This is a genomic window from Gelidibacter maritimus (assembly GCF_014062315.1).
Lineage (GTDB): Bacteria > Bacteroidota > Bacteroidia > Flavobacteriales > Flavobacteriaceae > Gelidibacter > Gelidibacter maritimus.
In genome coordinates this window covers 198,974-218,773 of record NZ_JACGLT010000001.1, presented here as the reverse complement: position 1 = coordinate 218,773, position 19,800 = coordinate 198,974, and the positions used below count along the sequence as shown (strand labels likewise).

The following is a 19,800-nucleotide window of genomic DNA, read 5'->3' as shown; positions in this document are numbered from 1 at the left end:
AATCTTCCCTGCAGGCAAGTCTCGTATTTCAGTTAATAATCTTACTTTTGAGGTGAAAAATAAAGATTTTGAAAAAAATATCATTGTTATTACTGTTTTTAATCTTTGTTAACTGCAAAGAAAACAAAGGATTATCTGTAGAACCTGAAGTAACCACCAAAGAAAACACATTGCTTGCTTACGCAGAGGGTTTTACCATAGAGCACCATCAAGATTTTAAGGTATTGGAAATCAGGAACCCGTGGCCTAAGTCGGATAAAATATATCGCTATGCACTTATCCGTAAAGAAATGGCACCAAAAATCACATTAAACAAAGATGAATTTGACGCCATTTTAATTACACCGATTGAAAAAATAGTGGTCACCTCCACCACACACATTCCCGCCTTGGAACTGCTTAATGAAGAAAACACATTGATTGGATTTCCTGACACCAATTTTGTGTCTTCAGAAAAAACAAGAGCATTAATTGATGAAGGCTTGGTCAGGGAATTGGGCAAGAATGAAAGTATCAATACGGAAGTCTTATTGGAGCTCAGACCTGAACTGGTGATTGGCTTTGGTATTGATGGTAACAACAAAACTTTTGACAACATTCAGAAAGCGGGAATTCCAGTCATCTTTAATGGCGATTGGGTAGAAAAATCGCCTTTGGCCAAAGCCGAATGGATTAAGTTTTTTGGTGTACTTTACAATAAGGAAAAAGAAGCCGATTCGATTTTTAAGAACATTGAAGCCGATTATTTGGACGCCAAAAAGATTGCCCAAGATGTGACTCATAGTCCAACGGTTTTAAGTGGCGCTATGTACAAGGATATTTGGTACTTACCAAGTGGTACCAGTTCAGAGGCCATATTATTAAAGGACGCCAACGCTAATTATTTATGGAGTAAAACAACCGATAAGGGCAGTCTTTCACTTAATTTTGAAGTTGTTTTTGAAAAGGCCAAAGATGCTGATGTATGGATCAGTCCGTCATATTATTCAAGTTTGGAAGCCATCGAGAAGGCTAACCAACATTATACCAAGTTTAAAGCCTTCCAAAATAAAGCAGTTTATTCTTTTGTCAATACCACAGGAGAAACGGGAGGTGTTACCTATTTTGAAATGGGGATGGCGAGGCCAGACTTGGTCTTAAAGGATTTGATCAAAATAACTCATCCAGAACTTTTAAGTGACTATGACCCGACATTTTTTGAGCGTTTAAAATAATAAATCATTAAGACCTAACCATCCGATCGTTAACGGGACAAAACCTATCAGGTCTAAAAAGTATGAACAATAAATACACATCTCCATTCCTAATTCTGATAGCGCTCCTTATCATCTGCTTTCTTGTAAACATTAGTTTGGGGTCTGTGTCCATACCAACAAAGGAAATCTTCAAGAGCTTAATTGGCCATGTTGATAACGAGTCTTGGCAATACATTATTCAAAATTACCGTTTACCAAAAGCCTTTACGGCAATTTTAGTGGGTTCAGGGTTAGGCATTTCAGGTTTGTTGATGCAAACCCTGTTTAGAAATCCGTTGGCAGGACCATTTGTTTTGGGCATAAGTTCTGGAGCAAGCTTAGGGGTTGCTTTGGTAATTTTGGGTTCCGGCTTTTTTGGCGGTGTTTTTACCACCTTACTGATCTCCAAATGGAGCGTCGTGATTGCTGCAAGTTTAGGAAGTTTTTTGGTACTCTTGGCAGTCATGATTGTTTCGTCAAAGATCAGGGACACTATGGCCATCCTTATTATTGGGTTAATGTTTGGAAGCATCACCGCTGCTGTGGTTAGCGTTCTTTCGTATTTTAGTTCTGCAGAACAACTCCAACAGTATGTTTTTTGGGGTTTTGGAAGTCTTGGTAATCTTTCGTGGAACGAACTTTTAATTTTCTTTTTAATCTATCTCGCAGGTGTTTTGCTGACCATTGTCTCAATAAAAGGCCTGAACACCTTATTATTAGGTGAGAATTATGCTAAAAGTTTGGGACTGAATTTAAAACAGAGCAGACTCATTATAATAATCGCAACAAGTTTATTGGCAGGGACAATTACGGCTTTTGCAGGGCCGATAGCCTTTGTTGGTCTCGCCATTCCACACATGACACGCCAAGTTTTTCATACCTCAAACCATAAAATCTTATTGCCTGCCGTATTTTTGTTTGGCGCCATAGTGATGCTTATTTGTGATAGCATTGCGCAATTGCCAACCAGTGATTATACACTACCTATTAATGCCATAACCTCATTGGTTGGTGCGCCAGTGGTGATTTGGTTGTTGGTCAGGAAACGGAAAATGTTATTTTAGAGGTATTAGGAATTAGAGACAAAATGAATATCGAATATCCAATTTCGAATATAGAATATAGAAATATTACTCAGATTACGAACAGACAACAGACAACAAAGTCTAATTGGAATTTTACTAAATAGAACGTGATAAAAACACCTCAACATATCGTCCTTGAAACCAAAAATCTATCCATTGGTTATATTTCCAAAAAAGCATCAACCTGTGTAGCTGATAGTATCAATGTTATTTTAGAAAAAGGACAATTGGTAGGTTTAGTTGGCGCCAACGGTATCGGAAAATCAACGCTTTTACGGACTTTGACCAATGTGCAAAAACCTTTATCGGGTGAGATCTATATCAATTCCAAATCGGTATTAGACTATCAACCGATTGACTTGGCAAAACAATTAAGTCTTGTGCTTACTGAGCAGATTGCTTCAAAAAACCTCTCCGTTTTTGAATTGGTTGCTTTAGGACGGCAACCGTATACCAATTGGATGGGGACTTTAACTCAGGAAGATATCGACATTACCAATAAAGCATTGGGTCAGACCAATATTGAAGCTTTAAAAACTAAAAAATGCTTTGAACTAAGTGATGGACAGCTCCAAAAAGTAATGATTGCCCGTGCTTTGGCCCAGGATACCGACTTGATCATTTTAGATGAGCCAACTACTCATCTTGATATGTACCACAAGGCGTATATTTTAAAACTGCTTCAGAAATTATCGAAAGAGACTGGGAAAACTATTTTATTCTCTTCCCATGAAATAGATTTAGTCATTCAACTGTGCGATAATATCATCGTGATGAGCGAAAACGACGTCATTTCAGGCCCACCATGTCAGCTTATTTCCAAAGGTACTTTTAATAATTTATTTCCAAAGGATCTGATCTCTTTTGATGAAAACACAGGTACATTTAGAGTTAAGAAATAAGCCATAGTTTTTGTTTGGTGCTTAACAGTCGGCAGTTGACACATTATCCTAGTTATTGCCAAATTGAAAATTGTAATTTTTAACCGCATTCTCCGCAATTCAATTCGCCGAATACTCTGCTTCATGCTCCACGCTTCCACCTTCTTTCTTCCATCATCTTTCGAAAAAAAATCTATCTTTGATAAAACTGATTTTTTTAAATGAACGACAGCATTATCCTTATTATATCCATTCTTGTCTCTGGCGTAATTGGTGCCTATATTGGCATCACTATTACCAAACTTAAAAATAAGAGCGAACAAAGTACACTTGAAGAACGCATTTTAAATCTTCAACAGCTACTTCATAATTCAAGAGCACAATATGATCTGGAGATTGAAAAAATGGAACAGAATAATGCAGCTCAAATAAGTTCGCTTAATGACTCTTTAGCCAAAATTGAAAAAGATCGAGAGTTTATCCGCAATGAAAAGGATTTTTTAAACACTGAATTGACGCGGAAAAATGCTGATTTCGAAAATCTCTTTACAAAACATCAAGAACAAAAAGCCGAAGTAGAAAAGTTGCAGGAGAAATTCACTTTAGAGTTTGAGAATTTAGCCAATAAAATCCTTGATGAAAAATCGACCAAATTTACTACACAAAATAAGGAGAATATAAACGCCATCTTAAAACCTTTACACGAAAAAATTCAGCACTTTGAAAAACGCGTGGAAGAAACCAACAAGGAAGATATTACCAGAAGCGCCGATTTGCGTCGCCAGATCATCGGTTTAAAAGAGCTTAACGAGCAAATGAGCAAAGAGACTACTAATTTGACCAAAGCTTTGAAAGGTGATACTAAAATGCAAGGAAATTGGGGCGAATTGGTCTTGGAGCGTGTTCTGGAACGCAGTGGACTTCAAAAAGACAGCGAATATTTTGTACAGCAAAGTTTTACCACAGAAGAAGGTAAACGTGTCTTGCCAGATGTGGTCATTTCTTTACCAGGGGACAAGAAAATGATTATTGACTCTAAAGTGTCTTTGGTCGCTTACGAAAGATATATCAATGATGTTGACGAAACAGAACGTGCTTCACATTTAAAAAACCATTTAATTTCGATTAGAAAACGAGTGAGTGAATTGGGAGAAAAAAACTACCACCAACTTTACGATATGGAAAGCCCGGACTTTGTACTGTTGTTCATTCCTATTGAATCTGCTTTTGCCATCGCCTCTATGGAATATCCAGCTTTGTACAACGATGCCTTTGATAAGAATATTATCATCGTTACCCCCACTACCCTACTTGCCGTTTTAAAAACCATTGATAGTATGTGGCAAAACGAAAAACAAAAGGCAAATGCTATCGAAATTGCCACGCAAGCAGGACGATTATATGATTCTTTTGTAAACTTAACCGATGAATTGATTAAAGTGGGTAATCAAATAGGAACCGTCCAAAAATCTTATGACAGTGCGATGATTAAATTAACTGGGAAAGGCAATTTAATCAAACGTGTAGAAACTCTGAAAACACTAGGTGCCAAAGCCAGTAAACAACAAAACGAAAAACTTTTAAAACGTGCCAATGACGACGAATAGTATGAAAGACAAAACTAAGTTTAAAAAAATAGATGATTCAAGAATTTTAATTTCTGAATTGATGCTTCCATCAAATTCCAATTTTAATGGAAAAATTCACGGCGGTTATATTTTAAATTTAATGGACCAGATTGCTTTTGCCTGCGCTTCAAAACACTCAAAAACCTATTGTGTTACGGCTTCTGTAGATACGGTCGATTTCTTAAATCCGATTGAAATTGGCGAGTTGGTGACCATGAAAGCATCTATCAATTATGTGGGCAATACGTCCATGGTGGTCGGCATTCGTGTGGAAGCTGAAAATATTAGAACCGGTGAAATAAAACACTGCAACTCTTCATACTTTACAATGGTTGCCAAAGATGCTGACGGAAACTCTGTTGAGGTTCCAGGATTAATCATTAACGACAAACAAGAAGTCAGACGGTTTTTAAAATGCCTCAAGCGAAACGACATGAAACGCATGAGACAGAAAGAATTTAAGGAAAAAAACTTTTCACCAAATGATTATTTACATATTTTAGAAGGATATAAGGTAAAAGTCGCTATTCCGTAACTTGTTTATCTCGTTAATAAGTGATACATTTGAATATCATCTAATAAAATGATAATCTAATTTATCCGCTAAATACATGATAATATGTGTTATCATTTTATGAAGTGATATTTAAATTAATAATGTAGTTACATGACGAGTGTATTAACCGGAGACATCATCAAATCACGATCTATCAAAAACCCTGAGATATGGCTTACCACCTTAAAGGAAGCATTAGGTGCATGCACGCAAAATAAGTCTCAATGGGAAATCTATAGAGGCGACAGCTTCCAATTGGAGTTGGAAAATATTACCGAAAGTTTAAAAGCTGCTCTATATATTAAAGCTTGCATAAAAACCATTAAAGGTCTCGACGTACGCATTGCCATAGGGATTGGCGAGAAATCATTTACTGGTCAGACCATCGTAGAATCTAACGGAGAGGCGTTCCAATTTTCGGGTGACACTTTAGAAAATTTAAAAAAAGAAAAAGTCAACCTCAAGATCAAAACCAGAAATGCACCATTGAATCAAGATCTCAATCTCTACTTCAAACTGGCTTTGACCATTATGGATCAATGGACCACCAACTCGGCAGAAATTGTAAAATTACATATAGAACAACCAAATGCCTTACAGGAAGAACTTGGCAAACTTATAGGCATCAATCAAAATGCAGTGAGCAGCAGACAAAAACGCGCCCATTTGGAACTCATTATGCAGTTGGAACAGCATTACCGTTATAAAATAATACCGTTAAAGGCATGATACTCATAAAGCTCATTCTCGCGCATCTCATTGGTGATTTTTTTCTTCAGCCCTATTCATGGGTCAAGGAAAAGGAAAAGAAAATATTGAGATCACCAAAGTTATATCTGCATGTTCTGATTCATATTGTTCTATTGTTCGTAATCCTTTGGGATATTTCAAAATGGCCAATAATAGTAATCATCGGGGTATCACATCTTGCTATTGATATCTTAAAACTGAAGTTTCAAACCAAAAAAACAAAACGACTTCTATTTTTTATAGATCAGTTTCTACACCTTCTGGTTATTTTGTTGGTCTATTGGCTATTTATCGCCTCAGATCCAAGTGTAAAGCATCTACTAACAGATCAAACCCTCCTACTTCTAACTTGTGTGCTATTCTTAACCATTCCAGTTTCCATCATTATGAAGACCATCTTTTTAAAATGGAACATTTCAAAAATAGTTGAAGGTAACGAATCGCTCAAGGATGCAGGAAAGTATATCGGAATCTTGGAGCGTGTCTTAGTATTTGTATTTGTAATCTTAGATCATTGGGAAGCTGTGGGATTTTTGATCACGGCAAAATCAGTATTTAGGTTTGGAGATCTTAGAGAATCAAAAGAGCGTAAGTTGACGGAATACATTTTAATTGGAACCCTGATCAGTTTTGGAATTGCCATATTAGTTGGACTGCTTTACTTGGTGAGTGTTCCTTTGATTTCATAAAAAAACCATCAACGTTAGAGTTGATGGTCAATTGTTTTAATTTTTTAACTTTTATTGTTTTACAAAACGTTTGGTTTGCGAACCATTGTTGGACGTTACTCTTACCAAATACACGCCGCTATTCCATTTTGAAACATCAACCGTCGTTGAAAGTGTAGTCAATATTTTAGAAAAGATATTCTTCCCCAACACATCATAGACTTGAAGTTTTACATTGCTAACCCCAGAAGGAAGTCGCAACTCAAATTTAGAAAGTCCAGGATTAGGAGTCATGACAAAATCACTCAAAGTGAACGTATCTTGACTCAGGGTGAAAGATTGCATAGAGCCACCCCTTGCACTGTGACGTTTAAGTTCATAGCTACTACCTATTGCCCAAGCAAAATCCAATGAACTATCTGAGGTCGAAAACACATAATCGTCATCATGTCCTGTATCTAAAACTCTCGTCCCTACCACAGTACGCTGACCATTTTCAAGAGTATTTGATACTAAGGTCCAATCTTGATGCGTATCAACTTCTGGCACCGGTCCTGTTCCAATGAATTTTCTATCAGACAACTGAAAATCTTCGGCCGGAGTGTCAACATCATCATAAAAAAGCACAACATCGCCACCAGACCCCATTGTTTGAGTTCCAAAACCAAACCCTAAATAACTATTGTCAGGACCAACTAAGGTTAAGGTTACCAAAGTACTTGTAACATCTACTCTGGCGGTAAAAACATCATCATTTTGATTGTAAAGTTCCATGGTTCCAGTAGTATAAGTTTGAGCCAAACAAAATGAGGTTAATAAAATGCCCAAAAAGGCCAAAGTAGTTTTTTTCATATTTTATTCTTTTTCAATAGATTAATAATGTTTTGATTTTGGGTCATTTTGCCATAGTCTAAAGCAGAGTTCCCTCGTTTATCCGTAAAAGCGACATCAGCATTGGCATCAATCAATAACTTGACAATAGCTTCATTTCTGCTCATAATAGCATAATGTAGGGCCGTTGTGCCATTAGCATCCGCAATATTTGGATTGACATTCATAGCCAACAAGGCTTGCACGACAAGCTCATCATTCTTATAAACTGCAGCCATTAATGGTGTCCCCATCTTACTATTGCCATTAATATCCTTGACATGATTTACCAAAAACAAGGCAACCTCATTATTTCCATTGTAACAGGCTAAGGTTAAAGGTAAATATCCTGAATCTTCAACCGCATTGATTGTATCCGCATTAATAGCCATTAAAGCCTTTATCTCATTAACTGAACCAGAACGTGCTACTTCAAAAACACTCTTTTGGGAATGCGCTACAAGAAACACAAAAAAGGACATCAAAAAAAAAATGCATTTTATATTCATTACATAAATTTCATTAGCAAGCAAGCTAAATTACAATTTATAAATAAAACATAAAACGCATTTCAACGAATAAATTCGCTAATGACTTGTTATTTACTTAAGTACATTTTACGTCGCGAATACAGATCATAAAACTGGTCATCCTTCAAGCTATCAATAAATAGAATACTTTCCCCCGTACTCTTCATTTCTGGCCCTAATTGTTTGTTGACCGTTGGAAACTTATTAAATGAGAATACAGGTTGTTTGATGGCAAAACCTTCTAACTGTGGATTAAAATCAAAATCTGTAACCTTCTTCGCTCCCAACATCACTTTAGTGGCGTAATTCACATAAGGTTCTTTATAGGCCTTAGCAATAAAAGGAACAGTCCTGGAGGCTCTTGGGTTGGCCTCAATAATGTAAACAATATCATCCTTAATGGCAAATTGAACGTTGATAAGCCCAACGGTATTTAATGCCAAAGCAATCTTTTTTGTGTGATCTTTTATCTGTTGCAATACAAATTCGCCTAAATTAAAAGGTGGCAAGGTAGCATTACTATCTCCTGAATGAACACCGCAAGGTTCAATATGCTCCATAATTCCGATGATATAAACGTTTTCACCATCACAGATTGCATCTGCTTCCGCCTCAATGGCACCATCTAAATAACGGTCTAAAAGCAATTGGTTATCTGGCATTTTTCGGAGTAAATTTACCACGTGCTCTTCCAATTCACGTCGGTTAATGACAATTTTCATGTCTTGACCTCCAAGAACATATGACGGTCTTACCAGAATAGGAAAGTCAAGAACATCAGAAATTGCCAAAGCTTCATCAGCCGTTGTAGCCACGTCAAATTCTGGATAAGGAATATTGTTTTCTTTCAATAATTTTGAAAAGCTGCCTCTGTCTTCAGCTAAGTCCAACGATTTATAAGTTGTTCCGATTATTTTAATCCCATAACGGTCTAACTTTTCAGCCAATTTCAAAGCGGTTTGTCCGCCCAATTGCACAATAACGCCTTCTGGTTTTTCGTGACGGATAATGTCATATATATGTTCCCAAAATACTGGTTCGAAATACAGTTTATCGGAAATATCAAAATCTGTAGAAACCGTCTCAGGATTACAATTGATCATGATAGTTTCATAGCCACACTCTGAAGCAGCCATGACGCCATGGACACAACAATAATCGAACTCAATACCTTGTCCAATTCGGTTGGGTCCCGAACCTAAGACAATAATTTTTTTCTTATCAGACACCACACTTTCGTTAGCTGACATTTGTGTGCCGTCTGGAAATTCCACATTATTCTCAAATGTCGAATAATAATACGGAGTCTGTGCCTTAAACTCGGCAGCGCAGGTATCTACCAATTTATAGATACGTTTGATATTCAACTCATCACGTTTTTTATAAACCTGACTTTCCAAGCAGTTTAACATGTGCGCAATTTGTCTGTCGCCATAGCCTTTTTGCTTTGCTTCCAAGAGCAAATCATGTTCAATGGTTTCAATAGTAAAGGTTGAGATTTCCTTTTCGAGATGGTGCAGTTCTTCATATTGTTTTAAGAACCACATATCAATTTTGGTGATTTTATGGATCCGACTCAACGGAATTCCCATTTGGATGGCATCATAAATTACAAATACCCGATCCCAGCTGGCATTTTCCAATTTCTCGAGAATCTGATCATAGTTTTTATATCCTTTTCCATCGGCACCAAGTCCGTTACGCTTAATTTCCAACGACTGAGTGGCTTTGTGGAGCGCTTCCTGAAACGATCGGCCAATTGCCATCACTTCGCCAACTGCTTTCATTTGTAATCCTAAAGTACGGTCAGCACCTTCAAATTTATCAAAATTCCAACGCGGAATTTTTACGACCACATAATCTAAGGTAGGCTCAAATAAAGCAGATGTTGATTTTGTAATTTGATTGGTCAATTCATCCAAATTATAGCCAATGGCCAATTTTGAAGCAATTTTTGCGATGGGATACCCAGTAGCTTTACTAGCCAGTGCTGAAGAGCGGGACACCCGTGGATTGATTTCAATAGCGATAATATCTTCATTTTCATCCGGACTTACGGCAAACTGAACATTACACCCTCCGGCAAAGTCACCAATGCTGCGCATCATATGAATGGCCATATCGCGCATGCGCTGAAAAGTTGTGTCAGACAAGGTCATGGCAGGAGCAACGGTAATAGAATCGCCTGTATGAATACCCATTGGATCCATATTTTCTATCGTACAGATAATAACTACGTTATCATTCTTATCACGAAGTAGCTCCAATTCATATTCTTTCCATCCAATCAAGGCTTTGTCAATCATGACTTCATGAATTGGAGAAACTTCTAGGCCACGCGTCAGTAATTCGTCAAACTGATCTTCCGTGTGTACAAATGATGCGCCCTCTCCACCAAGAGTATAAGAAGCTCTAATAACCAATGGAAAACCAAACTCTTGCGCAATCTCTTTACCTTCCAAGTAGGACGTTGCCGTAGCTTGAGGGGCCATTGGAACACCTATTTTTATCATTAATTCCCTAAATTCTTCACGGTCTTCGGTAATATTAATGGCATTGATATCTACACCTATTAGTTTGACTCCAAAATCTTCCCAAATGCCTTTTTCATCTGCCTGAATACATAAATTTAATGCCGTTTGCCCACCCATTGTTGGTAGAACAGCATCAATTTGTGGATGTTCCTTTAAGATTTGGACGATTGATTTTGTAGTAAGCGGCAGTAAGTAAACATGATCCGCCATGGTAGGATCTGTCATAATGGTTGCCGGATTTGAGTTAATGAGGATGGTTTCTATACCATCTTCTCGAAGTGATCTTAAGGCCTGGGTACCTGCATAGTCAAACTCGCAAGCTTGTCCGATAACGATTGGTCCAGATCCAATAATAAGTACAGATTTAATGTTTTTGTTTCTAGGCATTATGTTGAATTGTTTTTCAGTGTTTTAAAATCGTGAAAATTTATGGCTATTTTAATCTTTGATATTCTTTGCGGTTTAAAATTCCCGCACAAAAATAAGTATGAATTAGGTACAAAAAAAGGCGTTACACCTAAGTAACACCTTTTTAATATCAACAATTGTTAATCATTATTTTTTATGGCTTATTTCTGAAGACACAGAAAGCTTTTTTCTTCCTTTTGTTCTTCTACGAGCAAGGACTTTTCTTCCATTGGCAGAAGCCATTCTTTCTCTAAACCCGTGCTTGTTTACTCTCTTTCTTTTCGATGGTTGAAACGTTCTTTTACTCATTTTTTTATATCTTTAAAATAATCTTGTATCGTCTAAAACTTCGTCTTGATTCTTTCTTCAAAACTGCGGGCAAATATACAAAGACTTTTTACTCTGGCAAATCAAATTTTAAAATATTTTATTATATTTTCATCTCCTTATTGAGGATTCAAAATTACAACTTATTTCTATGGAGAATCGCCTTTAATAAGATAGAATATATCAATGCCAACTTAAAAAAAATTAGTTTCTTTGTGATTTGTAATCAGACCCATTCAATAGTTAAATGAAAGCATGGATTCTTTCGCTCATTTTCTGCTCATCTTTGAGTTTAACCGCTCAGGGAGTGCTGCAGTATGCTCTTAATGCAGATGACACTTTTAAGGTTGAACAACAAGCTAAACAACACATTACACAAGATATTAACGGTGTTGATCAAATTATTGATAACAACTTAAAAAGCGTAATGCAGTTTAAAGTGGTTAAAGTTGCACAAGATGTAATCACCTTGGAAATGACCTTTCAGCATTTAAAAATGGTCATGTCCTCTCCTGAACTTGGTGAGCTGCTTAATGCAGACACCGCCAATTTAGACGATTCTGATCTGACTTCACAAATGTTTAAGGGTACTTTAAATATTCCTGTAACCTTGATTATGGAACGTACCGGAAAAATCCAATCTATTTCTGGTGGTGACGCCTTAATTGCTTCGATGTTCAAGGCTGCTAATATTACAGATGGTGCCACCATTGAAGCCAACAAAGCACAATTTGAGAAGCAATTTGGGAGTGATGCACTTTCCAACAGTTTTGAGCAAATGACCTATTTTTTGCCTGCCAAGGCCGTAAGCCTTAATGATACATGGGAAAATGTTTATCAAGGCGATTTAAAAGCCATCAATAAATGGACATTATTGGCTTATAATGAGGCAACATATACGGTTTCTGGAACTGCGGACGTTACCATGTCCAATATTGATGAGAATGTAACAATGGTTCTTACTGGATCACAAAAAACAACAATTCATGCCAACTCAAAAACAGGGCTATTTGAAGAAATTACAGTTGATGGGGTTTATATGGGCAACACACAAATAAAAGCTCAAAACGTAGACGTACCCACTAAGATATCATCTACTATTACTTATAAAATCTTAAATTAACCATGTACAACAAAAACATAAAACTTGTAATAACTGCGTTGATCGTAGCTTATGCCGTTTATCAATTTACTGAAGGCTATATCGGAAATGGCATCATGTTTATATTATTATCTACTATTTTCGTATTCCTTTATTTTAAAAATGAATTTATCCTGTTAGCATTTTTGAGGTTGCGAAAGCAAGATTTTGTCGGTGCTAAAAAGTGGCTTAATATGATTAAAAATCCGTCAAGCGCTTTGGTTAAAAAACAAGAGGGCTATTACAATTACCTCCACGGCATTATGGTTTCTCAAACCAATATGAATGAAGCTGAAAAATATTTCAAAAAGGCGTTGTCTTTCGGATTGTCAATGGACCATGATATGGCTATGGCAAAATTGAATCTTGCAGGAATTGCATTTAGTAAAAGACGTCCTCAAGAAGCCAAAATGCTTTTGAAGGAAGCTCAAAAACTTGATAAACGCAACATGCTTGCAGACCAAATAAAAATGATGAAGGACAGCATGAAAAAAGCGCAAATGCCCAATCAACATTACGGTGGAAACAGACAGGGAAGGCGACGATAGAAAGCTTTTTCTAAAGTCTCAAAAACCAAGATGATCCAGTAATTCCATATTAAAACATAAAACATTTCTCTATAATATTGTTTTTTTATTCCCAACTGTAGATTTTACCCTCTCATCATGGATTCTAAACTGAACATTAACAGGGTTTTTTAAGCGCTTATCGATAAGTTTTGAGATTGTTTCAAATATAGACTAAGTTGCTCATTCTTAACAAACCCCTACCGCTTATGGTTTTTAGAAAACTACTTACGTTTTTACTTATCACTTATATTCCTCTGCTATTTGCTCAAGAGAGTAAAGTATATTTTGATGATGCACTGGCGCAACATATAGGGAAATTTAATATCAAATCTGATCTGGCTATCAAAAATGAAATGCCTCATAAAGTGGATGCCCTATTTGATACGTTGATAAGAACCCATATCAAAAACACCTATATTTCCGATTTAAAATTCAAAAAAATAACGGGAGGCACACTGCATACCGAACATATTGACAAACCATTTTTACTGATCACAAAAAATTCCGCGATCATTCAGTCAAAGGAGGAAATAAAAACAATTAATGCACTTGCAAACGCATATAACGGGAAAGTGGCTGTTGTAGTTTTATATTGGAACAAGAAGGCGATTGCCAAAAACGAATCCCGTCATTACAACAAAAATATCATAGTGGTTTATGCTGATGAACGTCGGAATGACTTTAACCATGCGCTTTCAGCGTTAAAATATTCTTTTGGCACTCCGGCATGCTTCTATATCAATCAGTACAAACAGATTTCTGATATAGATCGAAAATTTTTCTTGAAAAACCTAAATGAGACCACACAGGAATTATTTGCTGACAGGGCACACAGAAGCATTGCTGAATTATTAGCAAATCAAACTGACACCGCCTTACTCCAAACACCAAAGGCGCATCGTTAAAATAGAACTAAGCTAAAGCAATGGCGCCCATAAGCGGCAATACGACTCTTTTAATTTTTCGATCTTTGGCCGATTCATCCACCTTTCCTTATCAATGATTTCACTCTCATTTAAATCCTCTAAGAAGTGTGATTTCAGTTCCAAACTATTTTCCTGGTTGTAAATAATGGCATTAATTTCAAAATTGATATTGAAGCTTCTATAATCCATATTAGTGGTTCCTACGGTAGAGAACACATCATCAATAACGATTGTTTTGGCATGGATAAAGCCCTTGCAATATCTGTAAACCTTAATATCGGCGTCTAACAAGCACTCTATATAGGAGTTGGTAGCGTGTTTGGCCGTCCAAGAATCCGAGTCCTTTGGGATGAGCAGCCTAACATCAACCCCGCTTTTGGACGCTACTTGTAACGCGGTAATAATTTGTTCGTTCGGAATAAAATAAGGAGTTGTCAGATACACGTATTTTTCGGAAGTAACAATGGCCGTAAAAAGCACTTCCATAATGTTGGCCCAATCTGTATCTGGTCCGCTGGCCGCAATTTGCATAGGAACACACGTTTTACAATTATCCTCTGGAAAAAAATCAACTAATATTTCTATCTTTTCGTTGGAAACGAATTCCCAAGTCATCAAGAAGTGAATTTGTAAGGATTTTACGGCTTCTCCAGTAATCCTTAAATGCGTATCACGCCAAAAAACATCAGAATCATCATAATTGACATAGGTGTCAGAGATATTAATGCCACCTATATAACCTATTTGGCCATCAATAATAACGATTTTACGATGGTTTCTATAATTCATTTTACCTGTGAAATTTGGAAAAAGAACCGGCATAAACGAGTGCCATTCCACACCGCTTTCCTCCATTTTTCGCTTATTCTTTCTTGAAATGCTACTGCCTACATCATCTATGCTCAACCTTACCTTTACACCTTCTTTTGCCTTTTCACAAAGGACATCAATCACTTTCATTCCAATCTTGTTGTCACGTAGAATATAGTATTCCATGTGAATATGGTGCTTAGCCTTTTTTAAGTCGGCCAAAAGTAATTTAAACTTGTTTTCTCCATTTTTAATAATCTTTACATCATTATTTATCGTCAACGGTGCATTTTGACTACTGTGAAGCAATTTTACAAGCTTGATTTTATCATCTAAAACATCCTCCTCCAAGTCTTTAACCTCCTTTTTATCAGGTTTCAAACGTTCGCTAACATCTGCAATTATTTTTTGATTGAGAACATGTTTTCTGTTGAAGATTTTATTTTTCCGATATTCCTGTCCAAAAAGATAATAGACAATGAGCCCGAAAAATGGAAAAAACACCAAAACGATAATATAGGATATCGTTTTGGTCGGATTTAAGTTTTTGGTCAGCACGGTGAATGCTGTTAAAATAACTAAGAGATAGTTTATGGCTATCAAGATGACCCAAATATTATTGGAGATATGGGCCAACACTAGTTAATAGAGTAATGTCCGTTTTCAGGAATTTCTATGACGTATTCCTTTCTCGATTTATTATTTAATCGGGCTTCTCTTAACCAAGGATTATGGATTTTAAGAATTTTATAATTGATTCCATACTCTTGAGCAAATGCCGTAAAATCAGGAACCTCCGTATCAATCACAACATTAAACGTTGGAATGTTGGCGTAGAGATCGTTCACATCAAAGTTGAATCCGTAGGTTTTAGGATTTGTCATAATTTCTTTTAAAGCCACAATTCTGAACATATAGCGTCCTGTTTCTTCTCCTAGCAAAAGGTCATAATAATCAGTAACGCCTTGTTCTCTCAAACGCCTTGATATTCCTGCATTGCCAGCATTATAAGCTGCTGCTGCCAATGTCCATGAACCCAAGTTTCGTTTTGACTGCAATAAGTATTTACAGGCAACTTCAGTTGATTTCTCTAAGTGGTACCGTTCGTCGACGTTACTATTCACTTCCAATCCATTTTCTCTTGCAGTAGCTGGCATAATTTGCCAAATGCCTCTTGCACCAGCTGGAGAAACAGCATTCATCAAGCCACTTTCAATCACGGCCAAATACTTAAAATCGTCAGGAACTCCATGCTTTTCCAAGATAGGCTCAATTACTGGAAAGTATTTTTGGGCACGTTTAAACATTAAAAGAGCATTAGATTGCCAATACGTATTTACTAAAAGTTCTCTATCCATTCGCTCATAAACATCTGGAATAGATAAAGGCAAGGGTTCATTGGCAAAGTTTAGGTCATCAGGTATTTTTAAAGCATAAATATTATAGCCCCCATCCGTATTCTGTTCAGGCTTGATATCGTTTTCTATCGGTTTTTGGACCGCAAATATAAACAGTCCTGAAATGCTGATTAGACCCACAATAGCTAATAAATTCTTAATAATTTTCATTTTAATTTTTTTATAAATGTAAAAAATAATTTAACACGTTTCACTTGGCACCAGTTATTAATTCTGGTAGATGTTTATTGAACCATCTGTATTTTGTAACGATCATGATATGAGTGCCTCCTTTTACCAAAATACAGTCGCCTTCACAAGAATGTGTAAAAATAGCATCCTTATCTCCGTGAATATATACGGCGTTCTCATTAGGTTCTTCCTGGTCCCATAGCAACATTTCTTTGATAGCCCAATCTAAATACCGTTTATCATTTACTGCAAGGTAAGTTTTATAAAGATCAATGCGTTTAGAAATGGTATCGTTGAAAGCATATTTTTTAAGAACGTCCAGATTTGAAAGCAATTGAGTTGGTGCATATTTATATGCTTTGATAAACTTGGCAAGTTTCATCCGTTTAGGGAGTTGATGGCGCGAATTGACACTACTTACCACAATCAATTTTCTTACCTTCATCAACTTACTCATTTCCTGCACCAAAATACCACCAAAAGAAACTCCCAAAAGCACTGGATTGTCATGTTCTATCTTTAAAACCATGCGTTTGGCATAAGCTTCTAAACTTTCATTCTCTTCAGGAATCATCCACTCCAGCCAATAAACCTTAAATTGATCTTTAGGCAGTCTAATCCGCTCAAATATGGTTGGCTTGGCCGCCATTCCAGGCATAAGATAAACAGGTATTATATCTTTCTCCATTTTTGAAAATTTCAATCTTCAGTCAAAGGCTTTAAGTATTGTTACCAAAAAATACGATCGTTAAGCTCTCGTAAACATTTACTTCTTAAGTATTTAACATTCATAAAGTCGAATGCTATGCTTATTTTTCGTAAATTTGTAATGCAAAGCTATATAAAAATGTAGTGAAAGCACCTTCCAGCCCAATTAAATAAATTAAATATACTATTATGATTGATGCAACAGAACTAGTTGATAATGACTTCTTACGTCAATTTGAGCTTAAAGTTGAAGATGATATGGCAAAAATAGAATATTCTCTTCAAGATCGTAAAATTTTCTTAACCAAATTATCTATTCCTGAACATGTAACATCTGAGGAATTTGAAACTAATTTCTTGGTTATGGTATTCGAGAATATTTCCGAACGCAATATTAGCGTCGTACCAACGAGTCCAGAAATAGCTAAATTTGTAAGAAGGAACAGAAAATACCAAAAGATGCTTCCAGTGGGCATCAGAATTTAAAATTAAAATACCGAAGTTATGCTTCGGTATTTTTTATCCTTTTTTTGTATATATGAGGGTAAGATCTCTACTCTCAATTACCTCGGTCAAAGCTTCATTATAAATTTTTATGGCGTTCTTGTAGATTACGGTCAATTGATTATTAGACAAAACCCCTACGGTGCCATTAAATTGAACGTCTCCATTGGCATCTTGCGAATAATCTGTTGCATAACCAATCACACCTTCAGCACAGGTTTCTTCAACTATATAAACATCTGTAGTTCCCTCTTTTAAACGAATTGTAATATCCGGGCTAAACGAATCTTGAGAAATCACAATCGCTTTATTGTCAAAGGTTAAAATCTCATTGACGTCACAGGCTGTTTGATCTAAAAGATTGGTGGTCAACTGGGTATTATCATTCAACGCCATAGGAATGCCCACAGTCCAGGTCGTCAATTCCCAAGCACCAACCAATGGACTATTGTCCGTAGGTTTTGAAACACTTAGGAAAAAAATAATACTGAAAGTATATAAAAGTAGGCGTATAGAAGTTTTCATCTTATCAATATTTAGATCTGGGATCAAAGCCAAATTTATTGATAAGTGTTGATTATCTAAAAAAAATGGGATAAATGGCTAAAAAGACAGACAAGAAACACCTTAAGATGTTGATAACGAAAATTTAATGTGCAAGTACCGACGCAAACTCAAACCTCACCATACCATCAGTATCAATTTTAGTAAGTTCTACTTGATGTATAGTGTTGACAAGATTCGGATTCCAAGGGTGCTTTACTTTAACGTAGTTTTCGGTAAACCCATGAATGTAGCCTTCTTTATTTTCGCCTTCAAACAATACGGTTCTTGTACTTCCCAGTTGACTTTCATAGAATGCTCGACGTTTTTTTACCGATAACCCTCTTAACATCTTACTGCGTTTTGCTCTCACATTTTTAGAAACGACACCCTCCATTTCAGCTGCTTCAGTATTGTCCCGTTCGGAATAAGTAAATACATGCAAATAAGAAATATCAAGTTCATTCAAAAAATTATAAGTCTCCAGAAAGTGCTCGTCAGTTTCTCCCGGGAAACCAACAATAACGTCAACACCAATACAAGCTTCAGGCATGACTTCTTTTATTTTTGAAACCCGGTCTACATAAAGCTCTCTCATATACCGACGTTTCATTTTTTTAAGAATGTCATTACTCCCACTTTGTAAAGGAATATGGAAATGTGGTACAAAAGCTCTCGATTTAGAAACCAAATCAATGGTTTCATTCTTCAATAAATTTGGTTCAATAGAAGAAATTCGTAAACGTTCAATACCCGCCACTTTATCCAATTCCGTAACCAGATCCAAAAAGGTGTGTTCGTGTTTTTTATTGCCGAACTCCCCTTTACCATAATCGCCAATATTAACCCCCGTCAATACAATTTCTTTAATATTCTGGCCGGCAATTTCTTTGGCATTGGCAATGACACTTTCCATAGTATCGCTTCGCGAAATGCCTCGAGCCAACGGAATGGTGCAGTATGTACATTTATAATCACAGCCATCTTGAACCTTTAAAAAAGCCCGCGTCCTATCGCCAATGGAATAACTTCCAACATAAAAATCAGCCTCCTCGATTTCGCAAGAATGTACCTCTCCCATATCGTTTTTAGAAAGATCATTTAGGTAATCGGTGATTTTAAACTTCTCTGTTGCGCCGAGCACTAAATCTACACCATTGACATCAGCCAACTCCTGAGGTTTTAATTGCGCATAACAACCCACTGCCGCCACAAACGCATCAGGATTAGCTTTTTGGGCCAATTTTACGATGGACTTAAATCGCTTATCGGCATTTTCGGTCACAGAACATGTATTGATCACATATATATCTGCAACCTCATTAAAGTCCACACGATCAAAACCTTCATCTACAAAAGTTCTTGCAATGGTGGAGGTTTCTGAAAAATTCAGTTTGCACCCTAAAGTATAAAACGCTACTTTTTTTCTCATAATTCAATCGTCATTTTCTAAAACACAAGCTATATGTACATGAGAACACAAATTTAACTTGATTTTGGATTTTGAAGCGCAAAGTTACGCAATTGTTTGAAAGTAA

General features: G+C 36.4%; 20 protein-coding genes. 11 read left to right on the top strand and 9 right to left on the bottom strand.

Going from position 1 to position 19,800, the window contains the following annotated elements:
- The first annotated feature begins 68 nt into the window (after positions 1-68).
- From H3Z82_RS00970 to H3Z82_RS00940, 7 genes are all read left to right on the top strand, one after another.
- Positions 69-1,214 carry an ABC transporter substrate-binding protein gene (locus tag H3Z82_RS00970; RefSeq protein WP_182202007.1) on the top strand — a complete coding sequence of 382 codons (1,146 nt, stop codon included), beginning with the start codon at positions 69-71 and terminating at the stop codon, positions 1,212-1,214.
- A 62-nt stretch (positions 1,215-1,276) separates the two neighbouring features.
- Entirely contained in the window at positions 1,277-2,299 is a 1,023-nt protein-coding gene (locus H3Z82_RS00965; RefSeq protein ID WP_182202006.1) for a FecCD family ABC transporter permease, read from the top strand.
- A 128-nt stretch (positions 2,300-2,427) separates the two neighbouring features.
- Entirely contained in the window at positions 2,428-3,222 is a 795-nt protein-coding gene (locus H3Z82_RS00960; RefSeq protein ID WP_182202005.1) for an ABC transporter ATP-binding protein, read from the top strand.
- Positions 3,223-3,422: 200 nt separating this feature from the next.
- On the top strand, positions 3,423-4,808 hold the full coding sequence (rmuC, locus tag H3Z82_RS00955) for a DNA recombination protein RmuC (RefSeq protein WP_182202004.1): 1,386 nt from the start codon (positions 3,423-3,425) through the stop codon (positions 4,806-4,808).
- Entirely contained in the window at positions 4,795-5,364 is a 570-nt protein-coding gene (locus H3Z82_RS00950) for an acyl-CoA thioesterase (protein ID WP_235982212.1), read from the top strand. The genes rmuC and H3Z82_RS00950 overlap by 14 nt, the downstream gene beginning before the upstream one ends.
- Before the next feature lie 132 nt (positions 5,365-5,496).
- A complete protein-coding gene (locus H3Z82_RS00945; RefSeq protein WP_182202003.1) occupies positions 5,497-6,114 on the top strand; it encodes a transcriptional regulator in 618 nt (205 codons plus the stop codon).
- A complete protein-coding gene (locus H3Z82_RS00940) occupies positions 6,111-6,824 on the top strand; it encodes a DUF3307 domain-containing protein (protein WP_182202002.1) in 714 nt (237 codons plus the stop codon). Before H3Z82_RS00945 ends, H3Z82_RS00940 begins: the two co-directional genes overlap by 4 nt.
- A 51-nt stretch (positions 6,825-6,875) precedes the next feature.
- Here H3Z82_RS00940 and H3Z82_RS00935 read toward each other — a convergent pair whose 3' ends face one another.
- The 4 genes from H3Z82_RS00935 to rpmH form a co-directional block, all read right to left on the bottom strand.
- Positions 6,876-7,655: a T9SS type A sorting domain-containing protein gene (locus tag H3Z82_RS00935; protein ID WP_182202001.1), complete on the bottom strand. Its 780-nt coding sequence runs from the start codon at positions 7,653-7,655 to the stop codon at positions 6,876-6,878.
- The gene (locus H3Z82_RS00930) at positions 7,652-8,155 is read right to left on the bottom strand and encodes an ankyrin repeat domain-containing protein (RefSeq protein WP_182202258.1); all 504 of its coding nucleotides are present in this window, start codon (positions 8,153-8,155) and stop codon (positions 7,652-7,654) included. Before H3Z82_RS00930 ends, H3Z82_RS00935 begins: the two co-directional genes overlap by 4 nt.
- 116 nt (positions 8,156-8,271) lie before the next feature.
- The gene (carB, locus tag H3Z82_RS00925; RefSeq protein ID WP_182202000.1) at positions 8,272-11,124 is read right to left on the bottom strand and encodes a carbamoyl-phosphate synthase large subunit; all 2,853 of its coding nucleotides are present in this window, start codon (positions 11,122-11,124) and stop codon (positions 8,272-8,274) included.
- Positions 11,125-11,292: 168 nt separating this feature from the next.
- Complete coding sequence (gene rpmH, locus H3Z82_RS00920) at positions 11,293-11,454, bottom strand: 50S ribosomal protein L34 (protein WP_182201999.1); 162 nt, start codon at positions 11,452-11,454, stop codon at positions 11,293-11,295.
- Positions 11,455-11,719: 265 nt separating this feature from the next.
- Here rpmH and H3Z82_RS00915 point away from each other — a divergent pair, with 265 nt between their 5' ends.
- The 3 genes from H3Z82_RS00915 to H3Z82_RS00905 all read left to right on the top strand — a co-directional run bounded on the left by H3Z82_RS00915 (position 11,720) and on the right by H3Z82_RS00905 (position 14,087).
- Complete coding sequence (locus H3Z82_RS00915) at positions 11,720-12,595, top strand: DUF6263 family protein (protein WP_182201998.1); 876 nt, start codon at positions 11,720-11,722, stop codon at positions 12,593-12,595.
- Positions 12,596-12,597: 2 nt separating this feature from the next.
- Entirely contained in the window at positions 12,598-13,161 is a 564-nt protein-coding gene (locus tag H3Z82_RS00910; RefSeq protein WP_182201997.1) for a DUF2892 domain-containing protein, read from the top strand.
- Between the two features lie 227 nt (positions 13,162-13,388).
- Complete coding sequence (locus H3Z82_RS00905) at positions 13,389-14,087, top strand: hypothetical protein (RefSeq protein WP_182201996.1); 699 nt, start codon at positions 13,389-13,391, stop codon at positions 14,085-14,087.
- A gap of 12 nt (positions 14,088-14,099) precedes the next feature.
- On the opposite strand, the gene cls is transcribed toward H3Z82_RS00905, so the two are convergent.
- Genes cls through H3Z82_RS00890 form a run of 3 tightly spaced genes read right to left on the bottom strand, consistent with a single transcriptional unit; the run spans position 14,100 to position 17,195 of the window.
- Complete coding sequence (gene cls / locus H3Z82_RS00900; RefSeq protein WP_235982210.1) at positions 14,100-15,521, bottom strand: cardiolipin synthase; 1,422 nt, start codon at positions 15,519-15,521, stop codon at positions 14,100-14,102.
- Between the two features lie 35 nt (positions 15,522-15,556).
- A complete protein-coding gene (locus tag H3Z82_RS00895) occupies positions 15,557-16,486 on the bottom strand; it encodes a lytic transglycosylase domain-containing protein (RefSeq protein ID WP_182201994.1) in 930 nt (309 codons plus the stop codon).
- A gap of 40 nt (positions 16,487-16,526) precedes the next feature.
- On the bottom strand, positions 16,527-17,195 hold the full coding sequence (locus H3Z82_RS00890; RefSeq protein ID WP_182201993.1) for an alpha/beta fold hydrolase: 669 nt from the start codon (positions 17,193-17,195) through the stop codon (positions 16,527-16,529).
- Positions 17,196-17,404: 209 nt separating this feature from the next.
- Here H3Z82_RS00890 and H3Z82_RS00885 point away from each other — a divergent pair, with 209 nt between their 5' ends.
- On the top strand, positions 17,405-17,701 hold the full coding sequence (locus H3Z82_RS00885; protein ID WP_182201992.1) for an N-acetyltransferase: 297 nt from the start codon (positions 17,405-17,407) through the stop codon (positions 17,699-17,701).
- A 33-nt stretch (positions 17,702-17,734) separates the two neighbouring features.
- Here H3Z82_RS00885 and H3Z82_RS00880 read toward each other — a convergent pair whose 3' ends face one another.
- Both H3Z82_RS00880 and mtaB read right to left on the bottom strand, forming a co-directional pair.
- Positions 17,735-18,244 (bottom strand): hypothetical protein, encoded by a 510-nt coding sequence (locus H3Z82_RS00880; protein WP_182201991.1) that lies wholly within the window; start codon positions 18,242-18,244, stop codon positions 17,735-17,737.
- A 124-nt stretch (positions 18,245-18,368) separates the two neighbouring features.
- A complete protein-coding gene (mtaB, locus tag H3Z82_RS00875; protein WP_182201990.1) occupies positions 18,369-19,694 on the bottom strand; it encodes a tRNA (N(6)-L-threonylcarbamoyladenosine(37)-C(2))-methylthiotransferase MtaB in 1,326 nt (441 codons plus the stop codon).
- Positions 19,695-19,800: the final 106 nt, after the last annotated feature.